The sequence below is a fragment of the Leptospira levettii genome (assembly GCF_002812085.1).
Taxonomy (GTDB): domain Bacteria; phylum Spirochaetota; class Leptospiria; order Leptospirales; family Leptospiraceae; genus Leptospira_A; species Leptospira_A levettii.
Map to the genome: position 1 here is coordinate 77,842 of NZ_NPDM01000003.1, position 17,241 is coordinate 95,082.

The window sequence follows — 17,241 nt, forward strand, 5'->3', positions numbered from 1 at the left end:
TTTTTTCGGAATAAGGGGAATCTATGAACGAATTTTACCGAGATGAATGGGTTTGGATCACAGGTGCCTCTTCTGGGATAGGGAAAGAATTAGTGAAACAAGCATCTGCACAAAATGCGAAACTTTTACTTGCCTCCCGAAAAACAAAAGATTTGGAACAGATAACCAAAGAATTAGGACTAGAAAAAGGGAGATATGCAATTGAAAGATTGGATCTCGAAAACTATAAACAAGTTTCTATTTTTACTAAACGATGTCTTAAAAAATATGGAGTACCAAAGGTAGTCATCCATAACGGTGGGATTAGCCAAAGGTCTTATACAAGGGAAACCAATTTAACGACGATCGAAAAAATTATGAATACCAACTTCTATGGTGCTGTTGAATTAACGCGTGCTATACTGCTAGAAGTTAAGAAACCGATTCATTTTGCTGTGATTTCAAGTGTCGCTGGCAAAATGGGAAGTCCTTTGCGTTCTGCCTATTCTGCATCCAAATTTGCTCTTGTGGGTTTTTTCCACTCGTTACGAGCGGAAGAAGAAAAATCAGGATTATTTGTAACTATGGTTTATCCAGGATTTATCCAAACCAATATTTCAAAAAATGCATTACAGGGTGATGGATCTTCCACGGGAAAAATGGACTCAGTGATTGAATCTGGATTACCTGTACAATTATGTGCACATCGAATCCTGCACGCGGTCGCCAACAAACAACGTGAAGTTGTAATTGCCGGAATCAAAGAAAAGTTTGGTTTGTTTTTACAAACGATTTTTCCTTCTTTGTTTTTTAAAATGATCCAGAACGTAAAAGTAAGATAGGAGATTTGAGTTTTGAAACAGAAATTATTTTACCCATTCATTGTAGTTATTTTGAGTATGAATCTTTATTCACAAAGTGTTGTTTTGGATTACAAAACAAAGTCAAAAAGTAATGAAATAGAAAGAACCTATTTACTTGATTTACTGCGAGCGAGAATGTCCAACAAATTCAAACAAGAATTTATCTTTGTAGTCGAACACTTTAAAGTTTCTGGAGATTATGCTTGGTTTCGTGGAACGGCAAAACGAAAAGATGGAAAAGAAATCGAACTCACAGAAGATATAGCATATGATTGTTGTCATGTAGAAGCATTATACAAAAAAAATAATGGGAAATGGCAAATATCGGAATCAGCAGCATTTAGTACAGATGTTTGGTGGGACGGAATCCAACAACGTTATCCAAAAGCACCAAAGGAAATTTTCCAAGAATAAACAATTGTCAGTAAAATTGCAAATCCCTTGGTAATTTTACTTTTTTTGACTTCAAAACTTTGAAATCAAAAAATGGATAGAAATTTGTTCCTTTAAGGTCCCAATAGATCCATGTTACTGGAATACTTAAATGTTGATTCCATTCAAATTTTGAATGATTCAAAAACTTGGGAAGATGTTCACACCGCATTATTAAGTAAAATTAGAGAATTGGAAATCCAAGAAGAAATCCAATTCCATTTTCATTCGATTCCGAACCAAACGTTTGAATCCATTGGACAAAGTATTCTTATTCCTCATTTTCGTTCTAAAAAAATCAAAACTCCCGAATTGTTTTTGTTTGTAATCCCAAAAGGAATCTCTGTAGGGGAACAGAAAATCAGGTTGGTATTATTCCAAATGATACCTGAAAACTTACCATCTCTTCATCTGAGATTGTTACATGGTCTTTCTTCACTATTACCTCAGATCTTTGACGAACTAATGGTCTGCAAAAAAGAAGCAGAAGTTCTAGATGTCGTACAACGCGGTGAAGTGAACATGAAACCAAGTTACAAAAACTTGAACCAAGCACAAATTGCTTTTGAATTACAAACCGACATAGAATTGGGCTTAAGTGAAAAGGAAGCAAAGATTCGACTCCAAACATTTGGTAAAAATGTAATCGAAAAAGAAAAGTCTGTTCCGATGATTTGGAAATTTATAAAAAGTTTTTTTAATCTTTTTGCTGTTTTATTATGGGTAGCAACTGGGCTTTGTTTTGTTCCCGGAGTCGACATGCCAGAGTTAGGTGTCGCTATTTTTATCGTTGTACTCATCAATGGTATTTTTTCATTTTTCCAGGAATCAAAATCTGATCATGCAGTTGAAGCCTTACGTAAGTTATTGGCAAATGAATGTCCAGTGATTCGTGATGGGAAGATTGTGACGATTCCTGCTGATGAAATTGTACCAGGTGATGTAATTGTATTGGCAGAAGGTGATATCGTACCTGCAGATTGTCGTATCATTGAATCAGAAGATGTTGAGGTAGACAATTCTTCCTTAACAGGAGAATCCACTTCTGCGAGGCGGTACAAATCGGAAAGTGAAATCGTATTAGAAGGAAAGTTTTTGTGGTTAGAGATGCCAAATATTCTTTTTGCCGGAAGTTCACTGATCAAAGGCAAAACAAAAGCTGTGGTATTTGGTACAGGCCAAACGACTGAAATTGGTCAAATCGCAGGACTCACTTCTAAAATAAAGAGAGTCGAAAGTCCTCTTCAAATCCAATTACGTCAAACTGTGATATCGATTTCATTATTTGCATTTAGTATTGGAGTGATCTTTTTAATCCTAGGTTATTGGGTTGCTGGACTTAGTTTCGTCCAAGCATTTTTATTTTTTATTGGAATCTTCGTTGCAAACGTTCCCGAAGGATTACTTCCTACTGTGACTTTGTCTCTTGCTTTGGGTGTCTCAAGAATGGCAAAACGAAATGCGATTCTAAAAGATTTGTCTAGTGTGGAAACATTGGGTTGTACAACAGTGATTTGTTCAGATAAAACCGGTACACTCACTCAGAATCAAATGCGTGTTGTAGAAGTTTATTTTGATTCGAAGAATGTTTCTCCGGATGAGTTAACAAAACTAGAAGGAAGTCAGTTATTAATTGAATGTGGTTATTATTGTAATAATGCTTCGCTTGAACCAAATCCTTTAGGAGACCCCACTGAGTTAGCTTTGTTGTATTTAGCATCAGGGCGGATAGTGAATACATCAGGAAAAAGAATTTTAACCAATGGATTTGATTCTGTTCGGAAACGAATGAGTGTGATCCTAACAAAGGAAAATTTTACAACTGCCTTTGCAAAAGGTGGACCAGGAGAAATTCTCTCAATTTGTTCTCATGTGTATGAAAATGGAAGTGTAATACCTTTAGATGAAGAAAGAAGGAAAAAGTTACAAAATGCTTCTGATGCTTCGGCGAGATTAGGCAATAGAATATTAGCTTTTTCTTATAAACTGTACACAAATAAAAATGATTCTTTGAATTCGATCACAGAATCGGATGTTGAATCCAATATGGTGTATTTAGGACATTGTTGTTTGGCGGATCCAATCCGACCTAAGGTGCCAGAAGCCATAAAAAAATGCCATACAGCTGGGATTCGGATCCTTATGATCACAGGAGATCATCCTTTAACTGCGGAATCTGTTGGTCATTCTATTGGAATTGGCGGTGAAAAACCTGTTGTGATTACAGGGGTCCAGTTGGATCAAATGTCCGATACAAGTTTGAGGGAGTGGGTGAGAAAAGGGGAACCTATTTTTGCACGTGTCTCTCCTTCACAAAAGCTAAGAATAGTCACCATACTGCAAGAATTAGGTGAAATTGTTGCCGTCACTGGAGATGGAGTCAACGATGGACCCGCTTTGAAAAAAGCTGACATTGGAATTGCAATGGGGAAAAGAGGAACAGAAGTTGCTAAGGAAGCAGCAAGGATGATCATTGTGGATGATGATTTTGCAACCATTGTATCTGCAATTGAAGAAGGTAGAGGGGTATTTGATAATATAAGAAAATTCTCTGCTTATGTTCTAAATTCTAACCCGCAAGAATTGATTCCATTTTTACTTTGGGCAATGTTCCCTGGTTTTCCCTTATTAATGACTGTGATGGGTGTCCTTGCTGTGGATGTAGGGACTGACTTAATCCCTGCTATGGGACTCGGATCTGAACCTCCAGAAAAAGGAATTATGAACCGAGCACCTAGAAATCGAAATGAAAAATTAATTTCTTTAGGATTTATACTCAGATCATATTTAAAAGAAGGAATGATCTTATTTGGTGCCTGTATTAGTACTTATTTTTACTTTGTATATACCGAGTGTGGTGGTGTGATGCCTTCTTCACCAGAAGGATTGAATATGACAAAAGCAAGTCCTGAATATTTACAATCCTTAACTGCTTTCTTCTTTCCTACAATTACTGTGCAAATTGCCAATGTATTAAGTAAAAGGTCGAGAACTGAGTCGGTGTTTCAAATGAATTTATTTTCCAATCAAATCATATGGTTTGGAATTGGATTTTCATTCTTATTATGTTATTTATTTTTTTATACAGAACTCAGTTCTATTTATTATTTTGCTCCTCTTCCGTTTCATGTTTACTTATTTTCCTTTCACGGAACAGTGGTTTTGTTACTGTATTCAGAAATTGTAAAATACTTTAGAAGAAAAAAACTAATGTATACTTAGAATCATTCTTAGGCATTACACTAGTTAATGTACGAGTTTATTGCTTTCAATGATAAAATGCTGGTCCAAGTAACTTTCATAGACTCTTAACCGATCCATTGGATCGCGTTGGGAAAAGGATCCATTTTGGAAGGGAATCGTATATTAGTTGCAGAAGATGATGCAGTCTTAGGTTATTATTTAAAAAAACAACTTACTGAACTTGGTTACCAAGTAGTACATGCAAAAGACGGCAAACTTGCCTTAGAGTATTTTCGAGAATATCCATATCCTGTTGTCATTACAGATTATGAAATGCCAGGTTTGAATGGCGAAGAATTGATCACCGCTTTAAATGCATTTGATGTAGAGCCTGTTATCATGATGATCACTGGCAATACTGATCCAAAATTCATAGTAAAGGTAATGAAATTAGGGATTTTTGATTATATCATAAAACCAATTCAAGATTTTGAAATCGCAATCAAAGTAAAACGTGCACTAGAGTTTTATGGAATGAAACGTGTTGAAACAATCTCTCGCAAAGAACAACAATTGAGATTAGAAGGCCAGTTGGAATGGATCCAATGGAAAGAAAAGATGAGTTCTGTAGGGAAATTCAAAAGACAGAACCAAAATCTCTTTGAAAGTTTAAAACATAGTTTTTGCCAAGGAGCTGGATTTGGTGCTTTGGTTTCCATTTTAAAAATGATTCGAGATACCTGTGAGTTTGATGGAAAATTTTATAAGATTGAATCAGAGTTAATGGAGTTAGTACAAACAAACGCTGATATGGCAGAGAAGTCATTAAATCAGTTTGCGGAAATTGATTCTTTGATAAGCTCAGATGTATCACTAAAAAAATACACAATCCAAGAGTTTTATCAGGAATTAAAAACTTGGCTTGATGAAATTTCACATATTCTCAATGTTCAGAATCACAAAGTTGTAATCAGTGATATCAATCAAAACCATTCTGTAAAAATATTATTAGTGAATGAAATCTGTTTTAAAAAATCATTTATAGAGATTATGACAAATGCTTGTAAATTCTCTGTTCCGAATTCTACGATTACTGTCATTATAAAAGTGGAACAAGATTGGTTTAAATGTGCTGTGTACAACGAACCAATACCTAATTTTGATGGAACAATTGGTATTCCAATTCAATATGAGCATTTAATTTTTGAGCCATTTTATCGTTTGTCAAAAAATGTTTTTGAACGTTATGGAACATTAGACTTCGGCTTAGGTTTGAGTTATGTCGATACGTGCATCAAAAAACATGATGGCAAAATTTCAATTTTTAATGTGAAAGACCATCTGGATTGGAACGGGAATCCAAAAACCAAAGTAGCCTTTCAAATTGCTTTACCGATCCAACTTATGAACAAATCATAAGTCGGAAACTTTTTAGTGTTTATGTCGACGGCGTTTTTGTAATTTTAATACAACCACAAACATTGTGATGAAAATCGGTAATAAAAATGCAATTAATACATTACTATTTGATAAGAAGATAGGCATTTGATTCGAAAGTATATATTGGTTGAATCCATTGATATTCCATCGAACACTATGTTTGCCTGGGCCCTGTCCTTTCACCACTTGTAAAATTATTTCCTTTTGTACGGTAACCAAAGTACCAACTGGGATAGGAAATACATTGATTGGTGTATTATCATAAAGTTGGCCTGTGTTTGGATTTGTGGTTCCACAATAATTGGTCTCACATTGTTTGCAACTCCCAAGATCACTACCATTTTGAAGGTTACCTGCTATATATGCATTCTCTGTATAACCTTCCAATTTACGATGTTCATTTCCAAAGAATGTACACGTTGTAAAAAAAGAATCTTCTGTTACAAATTTTAACAAGAGAGTATGAGACCCTGCATGTCCATCACCATCGTTAGGAAGGATTGGAAATTCCTTTGGCATTAGAAATTCTGCTTTTCCAAAAATGGGAAAAGAATCAATACATTGATTTTCACTCCAACTTGAATCACATTGGATGTTTTTAAATTTATTCGTTTGTAGTTGGAAACTATACATTTCGACATGTTCTTTGTCTTTTGGAAATGGTTGGCGAAAACATATCAAATTTGATTTGGAGTTTGATGGATAAGTTTCCACAGGGACCTCTATATCTTCGGCCATAGAGAGACCAACAAAACTTCTTGGATCAGCTGTTCTTATGGATCCATCTGCGTGATAAAGAAATGTAACACAGTCTGCATTCATTGTATGAGGAGGACAAGTAATCAGATATCCTTTTTTGTATTGGATAAACACTCCGCCATACAGAGGACAAAACTCGTCTGTAGATGGTGGATCGAGTATGGTAAGATGGATTGTTGTGGGAACCGTGGGGTCTTGGATGGGATTTGGAGTTTCCGGAATGGAATTTGTGTTTTGAGATGAGTTTGATCCCAGAAGAGCCAAAACCCATAAATAAGAGGTTTGTTCTTTTTTTTCACAACTGCTGAAGAGTAGAATGGATACTAGGTACAGGAAAAATGTTCGCTTCATAACAGGTACGACGAAATCAAATTTCATACCCTTACAAGTTGGATTGGGACTAAGGAAGAAGGAATCAGTTCAATTCGTACGTTTCCGTAGATTAATCGATTAGATGCAAAATGGTATCGAGTTTGTTGAGTCGAAAGACTGTTCGAATCAATTTATTCACACCCGATAGTTTTAACTGAAGATTTTGAGATTCAAGTGCGGCATGGTATTTCATCAATTCACCAATCGTTGCACTATCCAAGGACATCGTGATCTCCGAAAAATCGAGTTGTACATCTTCTTTTGAATTTTGAATGGTAGACATAATCCTTTCTCGAAACCCACTCAACCCATCGAAGGAAATGTCCTCGTTTTTGATTTGAATCACTACTGCCAATGTTCTCTCTTTTTTTTCCGTATTGGAAAATTTGAAAGAATTTTTCATGACAAAATACAAATTCTGTCTTGTTTTTTAGGATTCAAATCGTACGAATAGTTTCTCAACTATGTCCGTAAGTGATCGCCAACTGAAATTGATCAAGGAAGCAGCGGAGTTGCTTGTAATGGAACACCGCCTAACAACAGATGATGCGGTTTTGGTGATTTCTTCTGCACTGAAAAAAGAGTTATCGGCTAGACAAACTACTTTCGAAAAACTTGAAAGTGGATCAAAAATCGACAGAACCAGTTTCATTCGGAGTGTAGTGAAACATGTACAAATCTCTCTAGAAAATAATCCTTATTGGCGATCCCATAATTTAGACAAATCCATCGAAAACTTTTACCAAGTCCTACACAAACAATGGGATTAGTTTGTATTTGTTTCTTTATTCATACCATCAGTTTCACAATAGTATAAAGTTGGAAATTCATTTGTACGGTAAAACTCAAAGGAAAACTTTTGTGTTTCCTTTGGTAAAAAATCTTCTTTCTCTAAAACAATAGTTCCGTAATCACTCACTAAATTATCACTTCCAATGATCAAACATTTGATGCGAGTAAAGTTGGCAATGGTAGTCCCTTGGTTTTGGATTTTCCCAATTAGCATAGTGCCTTTGTTTTTAATTTTTTTTAGTTCTATTGATTTTAAAACCAAATCGGGTCGATTTAAATCTCCCTCGTGAGTTGTTGCGGTAACTGAAATTTCGTAATGATGGTATTTCGGAATTTTGGACCACAAAACTTCAAATATAACAGATTCATTATTTGTGACTAGATTTTTTTCTCCATACCCATCACTGGAACCAATGCTTGACCCATCTTCATTGAATAAGGTTACAGTGAATTTTGGCATGAGTAAATCAGATCCACTCGTATTTGTAAATGTTCCTACAAAGTAAGAATTTCCAATACTATCAGGTAATTCATTCGTGTAATAAAAATCCCCTTCAGGATGAATTTCGGATAGATTGTTGTTTGGATCAATAATGGTGTTTTGACTTTCGTCTACTTGTGTGGATGTAGTTGTGATGTTTTGGAATAATGCGGTGAATGTACTCCCCAGGATCATCCAACCAATCACGACAGACAAAATAATGTATTTGTATTTTGTAAATTGATTGGGATCTGAATTTTTTTGTGTTCCATAAACTTTGGGAGGTGGTGTGTCGTAAATGGCACCTGATGGCAGTTTGTCGAAACAATCAGAACACCGGTATACGGTTGCAGATTCTTGGTATATATTGGTGCTACCACAACTTGGGCATTGTTTTGATTGAGTCATTTTTTTACCTGGCAAAGGATGGATGCAATCATTTCAGAAATCAAGCGAGAAATTAATTTCTTGGGAATGAGCGATTGTAACGAGTTACCATAATCGGCAACATTGCGTTTGGCAAGGTTGATTGGTCTACAAGGTGGAATTGGCAATCCTTGTCACAATTGGGAATTACTAGTGGGTTGGGGATTGCGTAGGGAGACGGAGGTAATTCGACAAACACAAAGGAATTGATGTGGTTACTTACCAAAAATGTGCTAAAGGCATTCTTTTCAGGATTTTCCCTTAGTAAAAATAGGTTTTTGTTTTGTTCGATGAGTGGTAGGGCAACAAAGGAAAAATCAGAATTATTAAATACAATTGTTTGTTCTGGGATTTGGTTTAATGAAGCCAATGTATTGGATTGGAATTTTGAAATTTTAAGCAATTCCTTTGTTTGGTATTGCCACTGGTAAACAGAATAGATTGTGAGTACTACCACAAGAATCATTGTAAAATTCTTTCGGTGTAATGTTTCCAAAAGATTGGAATGGAATGAGAGAACGTAAAAAGGAACTAAACAAAATAAATATCTAGGTGTATTGTGACCACCTGTGTTTGGTGAGAATACAAGGATCAAACAAGTAAAGAAGATTAAAATGAGAAACTGTAATTTGAATTTTTTTTGGAAAACACCTATGACAACTAAAACTAAAAATAAAGTGAATGCCGGGATTTGTTCGATTAACAATCGAAATAGATATACCACGATTTCTGGGTTCCAGTGGTAAGTTGAATTTTTGAGCAGACGAAGCGGGAAAACGGTAGAAAAGAAAATAAAATTGGTGGTGATAAAAAGAAAAAGAAAGAATCCAAACCACATCAGGTATTGTTTCCAAATGTTTTTCCATTCAAAATAAAAAGGAAGTAAACAAATCACAAAAACAAATTCGGGTCTCATCCATACTAAAGATAAACTGAGTAAGGAAACAAAGAATGGGTATTGTTTATGGAGGTTATAAAATAAGAGAACTTCTAAGAAAAAGATAAAAATAGTATCATGGATTAAATTGGTATAAATGGGAATCAAAGATCCAAATAAAAGGATAAGAGAGAGTAGATGGTCTCGTTTGATTAAAAAAAAGAGCCATATAGACAAAAAGAAAAGTAAAAATTGGATCAATTGTATCCCCAATTTTCCTCCGATCCAATAAAAGGGAGAAAATAAAATAGGATACAAATTTGGAAATGTTGAATCGATGTTAGTTTTTGTTAGGTGAAAGAAAACATTTGGTAATGGGAAAAATTCTAAATTGGGATCTGTAGTGAGAAAGGAATAAGGTAAATGTAAAGACCCTTTCAAAACTAGTTTTAGTTGCCATTCAAACAATGAAAAATCAGAGAAAGATACGGTTGGAATTGTTTTGTAGGAAAAAAAAAGGATGGCTAAAAAACCAACACAATAAAAGAAACCTATTGCTTTTTTAGAATGGATCATTTGCAATCGAAACTAACACAATTAAATCAAATCAAAGTACCATCAATGAAAAAAGTAGTTTTACAATCAAAATCGAGTTCATGGTTAAAACTGGGATTATTCCTTTCTGTGATGGTAACACTTTTTTTTGGACTACGGTGGTGTGACCAACATCAATTCCAATACAATTTGCCTTATGGATATTTTCATTATCCCAAAGAGCAAACAATTCCATTTTTTAGGAAAGGTGTACCGGAACCTGGTAAAATTGGGAAATTTGGAATTCGTGAATCAACTGTAAAAAACAAACCAAATTGCCACTCTCTATTTTTAGGAGACTCACAAACGTTTGGTTCTGGTATTTTTTGGAAGGATACATTTTCTGAAATCTTAAATGAAGAAACAAATTGCCAATGGACAAATGTAAGTATGCCTGGATTTACCTTGGAAAATGAATATGCAATCTTTCAAGAGATCAAAAATCATATTCCTTTTGAACATGTGTACTTAGTTGTGTATGGCAATGATATTTATGAATCAGGGGAGACTCCTGATTATATCCACTTCGTAGACAAACAAAAATGGTACACGAAAGTTTTGGGATTTTTTCTTCCCAATTACACTTGGTATGTTTTGAAAAAACAATATTTTGATTCCGTCCAAAAGAGAATGGAAGTTGAGATTCAAAAGTTTGCAAATACCAACTACCAAACTAGTCCCAGTACCCCGCCTTCTGAGAAAGAAGAAACTGGTGAGGAAACATTTGTTCCCTTTCAAACTTTGTATTCCATAAGTCCAAATTATTTCAAAGAATCCTTGGATGTGAATTCAGTATCCAATCAGAATTTCAAAAGATGGCAACGTGTATTATTAAGTTTGTTTTCTGACTTAAATGCTAATCATAAGAAGTTCACAATGATTTACATTCCGCTGGATGTGGAATTTGATCCAAAACGATTTTCTGTGTACAAAAAAATAGGATTTCCGATGGATCCAAATTGGTTAGTTGGAGATTCAGAATTCATTCAGGAGTTACGAATCTTTAGTAAATCAAACCATGTAAATTTGATCGATATGCGTGAAAGTTTTAGAAATCAGAAACAACTTTTGCAAAAAGAAGACATCCACTTCAATGAAAAAGCAAATCGATTGATTGCAGATGTGATCAAACAATCCATGTAACTTTTTTTTTCTATTCCATTTCTAATTTTTTTAGGATAGGACAATCAGGCCTATGGTCACCATGGCAATTGTGGACCAAATGTTTTAAGGTATCTGCCATATCTTTGATTTGTTTTAATTTTAAATTGAGATCTTCGAGGTGTTTTTCGGCAAGTTGTTTCACTTGTTTGCTACTTCTGGATTTGTTTTTCCAAAGTCCTAACAAACTTTTGATGTCTTCTAGCGAAAATCCAAGTTCTCTTGATCGTTTGATAAACCGTACATAGTGTACGTCTTCTTCTGAATACAATCGATAACCATTGTCATTCCTTCTTGTCTCTGGGATCAGGCCAATACTTTCGTAATGACGGATGAGTTTTGCTCCAACTCCGGAAGATTTGGAAAGTTCCCCAATATTCACAATTTTCCTCCTAAAATTTTTTTTAAAAAAATGAAAAAAAAAACGTAAAAAAAAAGAAATCGCCTATAGACCTTCCAACGATTGGAAGGTTTACACTGGGATTCATGATAACAAAGGAGTTAACATAAAACAATGAAAAATCTAATTCAAATCACTGCTTTTTCTGCGTTTCTCGCAATCCAACCCATTGCCGCGCATGGAGAACACAAACCGGGTCCAAATGGAGGTGTGATCAGGATGCCAGGCGCATTTCACACAGAAGTTTTAGCCTACCAGAATCTCGGCTTTAAAGTGTATCTTTTGGATATCAACTTTGAAAATCCGACTTCCAAAAATTCGAATGTCAGTGCTAGTATTGTGAATGCCGGCAAAGAAGTTAGCCTGAAGTGCACTGGTCATCCAGATCACTTTTACTGTGAATTACCCAAAGGGATGACACTAACAGAAGGAGAGTTACGTCTTTCTCCTGTTTGGAAAGGGCAAAAAGGGGCAGAGGTAAAATACAAACTGCCATTAAATGAAATGAAAGAAGAGAAGAAGGAGCACCATCATGGTTAAGTATGAAATTGAAGGAATGACTTGTAATCATTGTAAGATGACTGTAGAAAAAATTTTTGCTGAAAATGGTAAAAAAGCAACTGCTGATGTAGATTATGAAATTGTATCAGTGAATGAGACTCTGACAGAAGAGGAGTTGGAAAAACTCCGAAACCGTTTGAGTGAGGATGGTTATACCCTTGGAAACGCCAAATAAAACCACAGAACATACGTTAGATCTTTTTGGTATGACCTGTGCGAATTGTGCCCTTCGAATTGAGAAGGGCCTTTCTAAACTCCCAGGTGTATCGGAAGTAAGAGTTAATTTTGCTCGTGAATCTGTTTTCCTTAGAGCAGAAGAACAAATACCAGTTGATACACTCTTAAAAACAGTGGAGTCACTTGGTTACCAAGCAACGGAACATGATCCAAACAAACAATCAGAAACAGAAAAAAAACAGAAAGATCACATTCGAGTTTTAAAAATTCGATTTATCCTTTCGACTTTATTTTCTCTTCCTTTGTTTTATGGGATGGTAACACATTTCCAATTTTTATCCTTTTTACCGATGCCCCATATTTTGATGGACCGATGGGTGCAGATGATCATTGCAACTCCTGTTCAATTTTTGATAGGGTTTCCTTTTTATCAATCTGCCTATCGTGCACTTCGCAATGGGACAGCCAATATGGATGTACTAGTGGTGATTGGAACAACAGCAGCTTTTGGATATAGCATCTTTGGAAAAGACTTATATTTTGAAACCTCAGTCGTCCTCATCACATTTATATTAGGTGGTAAGTGGATTGAACATATGGCTAAAGGGAAAAGTAGTGATGGGATAAAAGCATTACTTTCGCTTCGTCCAGAAACTGCAACAGTAAAATCGAATGGTGTTTGGACAGAAGTCCCCAATGAATACTTAAAACAAGGTGACTTGGTTCTTGTTAAGGCACTCGAAAGATTTCCAATGGATGGAATTGTTGCAGAAGGAGAGAGTTTTGCCGATGAATCCATGTTAACTGGTGAGAGTATGCCAGTGGAAAAAAAACTAGGAGATAAAATCCTCGGTGGAACAGTGAATGGGAACGGATCACTGGTTGTGAAAGCCATGAAAGTAGGGAATGATACCACTTTATCCCATATCATTAAATCAGTAGAGGAATCTCTTGGAACCAAAGCCCCGATCCAAAGAATTGCAGACCAGATATCAGCATACTTTGTACCTGTTGTCATTGCCCTTAGTGTCCTAGACTTTATCGTTTGGTACTTTGTTCTAACACCAGGTGACATTACAAATGCGATCGAAACAAGTATCGCCATCCTTGTGATTGCATGTCCTTGTGCACTTGGACTTGCAACTCCGATCTCACTCCTTGTTGGAACGGGACGGGCTGCCAAACGAGGGATACTCTTTCGTAGTGCAGAGGCATTGGAATCAGTTGCAAAGATCAATATGATCTTCTTTGATAAAACGGGGACTCTCACAGAAGGAAAACCTAAAGTAACAGGTGTTCTCGCCACTGGTGTTTCGGAAGATCAAAAATCCTTGGTATTTGGTCATGTGCTTGCAATGGAAGAAACATCCGATCACCCTTTGGCAAAAGCCATTTTGGACTTTGGAAAAGAGAAAAACTTTTATTCTAGTGATCTTGGGATTGTAAAAACTAACACTTCTCCTGGTGGGGGAATCCAAACTGAAATCGAAGGCAATTTGTATTATGCCGGCAAACAATTGTTTGCGGAAGAGAAGGGGTTTTTGATTCCACTCGATATCAAAACTGGTGTCGAAGAGTGGATTAGTGAAGGTGTGAGTTTGGTATTTGTTGGAATCAAAGGGAAGATCGATGGGATGATTGTTTTTCGCATCGAAGACCAAGTTCGTGAATCCGCAAAACAAGCGATTGACGACTTACGTTCTATTGGAGTAGAACCCGTCCTTTTAACAGGAGACAATCCAATCGCTGCAAACAAAGTCGCCAAACTTGTGGGCATCACTGCAGTATATTCCAGTTTGTTACCCGAAGAAAAAGCAAAAATCATAAAACAACTGAAGGATTCCAATATCCATAGTGCCATGGTGGGAGATGGGATCAATGATGCTCCTGCTCTTGCTTCTGCTGGTGTAGGAATTGCGATGGGAACTGGATCTGACATTGCAATCAGCACTGCGGATGTTGTACTTGTGAATGGTGATATCCAAAGGATTGTGGATTTGATCAAAATCGGAAAGGATACGGTTCTTAATATCCGCCAAAATTTTGGTTGGGCTTTGGGGTATAATTTACTCGGAATTCCGATTGCTGCTTCCGGTTTACTTGCTCCATGGGTGAGTGGTGCTGCAATGGCGTTTAGTTCTGTCTCTGTTGTCTTCAATGCCCTTCGCATGAGTCGATGGAAATAACTAAAAAAAGAGAGAAACACTAGGAACCTTTTTGTGGATATTTTGTTTTTAAAACCTCCTTTTGAATGGGAAACTTTTATCAAAGAGTTTTGGATTTGGAGGGAGGTAAAATCAAATGAACTCCCTTGGATCATACCGTCTTACGAATGTGAGATGGTGTTTCATTTGGGAGAACCACCTATGGTAGAAACAGAATCGGGTGAGACCTTTTTATTGCCAAAATCCCATTTGGTTGGTCCACAAACAAGAAGGTGGCGTGTTCTTTCACCTTCCCAATTAAACTTGGTTTCCATCCGTTTTTATGTGGCATCTTTGTATGCGCTATTTTCCAAACAAGGTTTGCCTCTAAAAAATCAATTCCCTGAAATACCACCTAACTCTGAATTGGAGATAATTTTCCAAAGAGTAAACGTAGAAGAAACGGATATCATCCAATCCTTGTCTGAGTATTTAAAAAACTTTCCAGGGAAACAAACAGAAGTTCCAACCTATGTTCGATTTGCACTGATGGAACTGAACCAACCCAAAACTAGTATCAATTCCCTTGCAAAAAAATTAGGCATCTCCAGGAAACAATTGGAACGAAAATTCCAGGAAGTTATTGGACTCAATCCATCCGAATACCGTTCTGTCCATCGTGTTTTAACTCTTGTAAGGAATCCCGAACATTACCAAACAAACAATCCGAATCTTCGTCTAACTGATATCGCGCAGAATTTTGAATATGCAGACCAGTCCCATTTTAACCATGATTTTAAACGAAATTCGGGTACGATCCCAAAAGATTGGTTTGCAGAATATGAAAAAATGTCTCATTTTTACAAGCAAACAAACAAGGAAAAGTGATACGATATGGGTATGATCCAAAACATAATCGATTTCGCATTGAAATCAAAATCCAATATTCGACTTCGCAGTTTGTGTTCTGCTATCACTAGGGGTGACAGAGATAGTTTTGATTTATTGTTATCCGATGTAGAATTAAAAAAAATTTGTTTAACTGAGTCGGCTTTGTTACTTGGGCTTGCAGTGGTTGAGGTATCCGATCTCTATTTTTTAAAACGATTACTCGCCATTGGTCTGAACCCAGACGAACCAGATAACATGGGTTTGTATCCAATTCATAAAGCAGCTGAATCAGGAAATATCGAAGCAGTGGAAACATTATTATATGCAGGCGCAAACCCCAATGCAGCAGATCCGAGTGGTGTCACTGCACTTCACATTGCCAATAGTTTTGATGGTCTCGGAGAATTGTCTGACTTACTCATCCGCATGGGTGCCAATATTTACCAAAGAGACAAACTCGGAAAACGTTATCTGATGTAACGATTCGTTCTTGTCGTACAACTAGGTATCGAAATCTTTACGATTATGATAGGAACACCATTTACGAAACAGGCAACAAAACTCCTCCTTCTTGGTTCAGGAGAATTAGGAAAGGAGGTAGCGATTGAAGCCAATCGATTGGGTGTCCATGTCATCGCTGTGGATCGTTATCCAAATGCACCTGCAATGCTTGTGGCACAAGAATCTCGTGTCATCAATATGCTCGATCCGAAAGAATTAGAAGCCACCATACGCGAGTTAAAGCCAAATTATGTTGTGCCTGAAATAGAAGCCATCCATACAGAAACTTTAGTCCGTTTGGAATCCGAAGGATTTAAAATCATTCCCAGTGCCAAAGCAGTTAACCTCACAATGAACCGTGAGGGAATTCGAAACTTCGTAGCAAAAGAATTAGGTTTAAAAACATCTGCTTATCTTTTTGCAGACACAGAAGATGATTTTACAAAAGCCATCCATACGATAGGATTTCCTTGTGTGGTAAAACCCATCATGAGTTCTTCTGGTAAAGGACAGAGTCTCATCAAAACAGAATCCGACATCCACAAAGCATGGGAGTATGGCCAAACGGGTGGTCGTACAGGCAAAGGAAAGATGATCATCGAAGAATTTATTCCTTTTGATTTTGAAATTACCTTACTCACTATCCGTCACATTGGTGGCACAAGTTTTTTACCACCAATCGGGCATAGACAAGTAAACGGGGATTATGTGGAGTCTTGGATGCCCCAACCTATGTCAAATTTAGCATTAGAATCCGCAAAACAAATTGCTGAAAAAGTCACCACAGGGCTTGGTGGTTTCGGAATTTTTGGTGTGGAACTTTTTGTCAAAGGGGACGAAGTGTACTTTAGTGAGGTTTCTCCAAGACCACATGATACAGGCCTTGTCACCCTCATCTCTCAAAATATTTCTGAATTTTCGTTACATGCGAGAGCACTTCTTGGCCTACCAATCCCTGAACTCATCTTCCAAACACCTGCTGCTAGTTCTGCGATTTTGCTCGAAGGGGATACCAAGTCACCAGAATACGTGGGTTTAAAAGAAGCTTTGTCGATTCCAGGAGTTGACATTCGTATCTTCGGAAAACCAGAAGTGATTGGGAAACGCCGAATGGGTGTTAGTTTAGCTCTCGGCAAATCCATTGAGGAAGCAAAAGAAAAAGCGAATCGTGCAAGGGACTACATCCAATTAAAAACTTCCTAATCGGG

17 protein-coding genes are annotated in these 17,241 nt (G+C 36.6%); 12 read left to right on the plus strand and 5 right to left on the minus strand.

The genetic code is table 11. The annotated features are described in order from the left end of the window. Positions 1 to 23: 23 nt before the first annotated feature. The 4 genes from CH354_RS11625 to CH354_RS11640 all read left to right on the plus strand — a co-directional run bounded on the left by CH354_RS11625 (position 24) and on the right by CH354_RS11640 (position 5,876). Entirely contained in the window at positions 24 to 821 is a 798-nt protein-coding gene (locus tag CH354_RS11625) for an SDR family NAD(P)-dependent oxidoreductase (protein ID WP_100727069.1), read from the plus strand. A 57-nt stretch (positions 822 to 878) separates the two neighbouring features. Next, the gene (locus CH354_RS11630; RefSeq protein ID WP_100716662.1) at positions 879 to 1,256 is read left to right on the plus strand and encodes a hypothetical protein; all 378 of its coding nucleotides are present in this window, start codon (positions 879 to 881) and stop codon (positions 1,254 to 1,256) included. Between the two features lie 111 nt (positions 1,257 to 1,367). Next, positions 1,368 to 4,496: an HAD-IC family P-type ATPase gene (locus tag CH354_RS11635; protein WP_100727068.1), complete on the plus strand. Its 3,129-nt coding sequence runs from the start codon at positions 1,368 to 1,370 to the stop codon at positions 4,494 to 4,496. A gap of 126 nt (positions 4,497 to 4,622) precedes the next feature. After that, positions 4,623 to 5,876, plus strand: a complete 1,254-nt coding sequence (locus CH354_RS11640; protein WP_100727138.1) for a hybrid sensor histidine kinase/response regulator — start codon at positions 4,623 to 4,625, stop codon at positions 5,874 to 5,876. 12 nt (positions 5,877 to 5,888) lie between these two features. Here CH354_RS11640 and CH354_RS11645 read toward each other — a convergent pair whose 3' ends face one another. Both CH354_RS11645 and CH354_RS11650 read right to left on the minus strand, forming a co-directional pair. Next, complete coding sequence (locus CH354_RS11645) at positions 5,889 to 7,007, minus strand: hypothetical protein (RefSeq protein ID WP_100727067.1); 1,119 nt, start codon at positions 7,005 to 7,007, stop codon at positions 5,889 to 5,891. A 91-nt stretch (positions 7,008 to 7,098) separates the two neighbouring features. After that, positions 7,099 to 7,431, minus strand: coding sequence for an STAS domain-containing protein (locus tag CH354_RS11650; protein ID WP_100716593.1), 333 nt, complete (start codon positions 7,429 to 7,431; stop codon positions 7,099 to 7,101). Between the two features lie 61 nt (positions 7,432 to 7,492). Between CH354_RS11650 and CH354_RS11655 the strand changes: the two genes are divergently transcribed. Then, the gene (locus CH354_RS11655; RefSeq protein ID WP_100716592.1) at positions 7,493 to 7,798 is read left to right on the plus strand and encodes a hypothetical protein; all 306 of its coding nucleotides are present in this window, start codon (positions 7,493 to 7,495) and stop codon (positions 7,796 to 7,798) included. Here the strand turns inward: CH354_RS11655 and CH354_RS11660 are convergent. Continuing rightward, positions 7,795 to 8,709, minus strand: coding sequence for a hypothetical protein (locus tag CH354_RS11660; protein WP_100728715.1), 915 nt, complete (start codon positions 8,707 to 8,709; stop codon positions 7,795 to 7,797). The genes CH354_RS11655 and CH354_RS11660 overlap by 4 nt on opposite strands. Before the next feature lie 52 nt (positions 8,710 to 8,761). Further along, positions 8,762 to 10,180 carry an LA_3751/LA_3752 family putative glycosyltransferase gene (locus CH354_RS11665; RefSeq protein ID WP_100728714.1) on the minus strand — a complete coding sequence of 473 codons (1,419 nt, stop codon included), beginning with the start codon at positions 10,178 to 10,180 and terminating at the stop codon, positions 8,762 to 8,764. Between the two features lie 45 nt (positions 10,181 to 10,225). Between CH354_RS11665 and CH354_RS11670 the strand changes: the two genes are divergently transcribed. Next, positions 10,226 to 11,341, plus strand: coding sequence for a GDSL family lipase (locus CH354_RS11670; protein ID WP_100728718.1), 1,116 nt, complete (start codon positions 10,226 to 10,228; stop codon positions 11,339 to 11,341). 10 nt (positions 11,342 to 11,351) lie between these two features. Here the strand turns inward: CH354_RS11670 and cueR are convergent, their stop codons facing one another. Then, positions 11,352 to 11,741 carry a Cu(I)-responsive transcriptional regulator gene (cueR, locus tag CH354_RS11675; RefSeq protein ID WP_100728713.1) on the minus strand — a complete coding sequence of 130 codons (390 nt, stop codon included), beginning with the start codon at positions 11,739 to 11,741 and terminating at the stop codon, positions 11,352 to 11,354. 132 nt (positions 11,742 to 11,873) lie between these two features. Between cueR and CH354_RS11680 the strand changes: the two genes are divergently transcribed. The 6 genes from CH354_RS11680 to purT are packed head-to-tail and all read left to right on the plus strand — an operon-like array spanning position 11,874 to position 17,236. Then, on the plus strand, positions 11,874 to 12,299 hold the full coding sequence (locus CH354_RS11680; protein ID WP_100728712.1) for a hypothetical protein: 426 nt from the start codon (positions 11,874 to 11,876) through the stop codon (positions 12,297 to 12,299). Further along, a complete protein-coding gene (locus CH354_RS11685; protein WP_100716588.1) occupies positions 12,292 to 12,495 on the plus strand; it encodes a heavy-metal-associated domain-containing protein in 204 nt (67 codons plus the stop codon). The genes CH354_RS11680 and CH354_RS11685 overlap by 8 nt, the downstream gene beginning before the upstream one ends. Beyond that, positions 12,479 to 14,683, plus strand: coding sequence for a heavy metal translocating P-type ATPase (locus tag CH354_RS11690; protein WP_100728717.1), 2,205 nt, complete (start codon positions 12,479 to 12,481; stop codon positions 14,681 to 14,683). Before CH354_RS11685 ends, CH354_RS11690 begins: the two co-directional genes overlap by 17 nt. A 33-nt stretch (positions 14,684 to 14,716) precedes the next feature. Next, positions 14,717 to 15,529, plus strand: coding sequence for a helix-turn-helix domain-containing protein (locus tag CH354_RS11695; RefSeq protein WP_100728711.1), 813 nt, complete (start codon positions 14,717 to 14,719; stop codon positions 15,527 to 15,529). Between the two features lie 12 nt (positions 15,530 to 15,541). Next, positions 15,542 to 16,012, plus strand: coding sequence for an ankyrin repeat domain-containing protein (locus CH354_RS11700; RefSeq protein WP_100727135.1), 471 nt, complete (start codon positions 15,542 to 15,544; stop codon positions 16,010 to 16,012). Between the two features lie 45 nt (positions 16,013 to 16,057). Next, on the plus strand, positions 16,058 to 17,236 hold the full coding sequence (gene purT, locus CH354_RS11705; RefSeq protein ID WP_100727061.1) for a formate-dependent phosphoribosylglycinamide formyltransferase: 1,179 nt from the start codon (positions 16,058 to 16,060) through the stop codon (positions 17,234 to 17,236). The last annotated feature ends 5 nt before the right edge of the window (positions 17,237 to 17,241 follow it).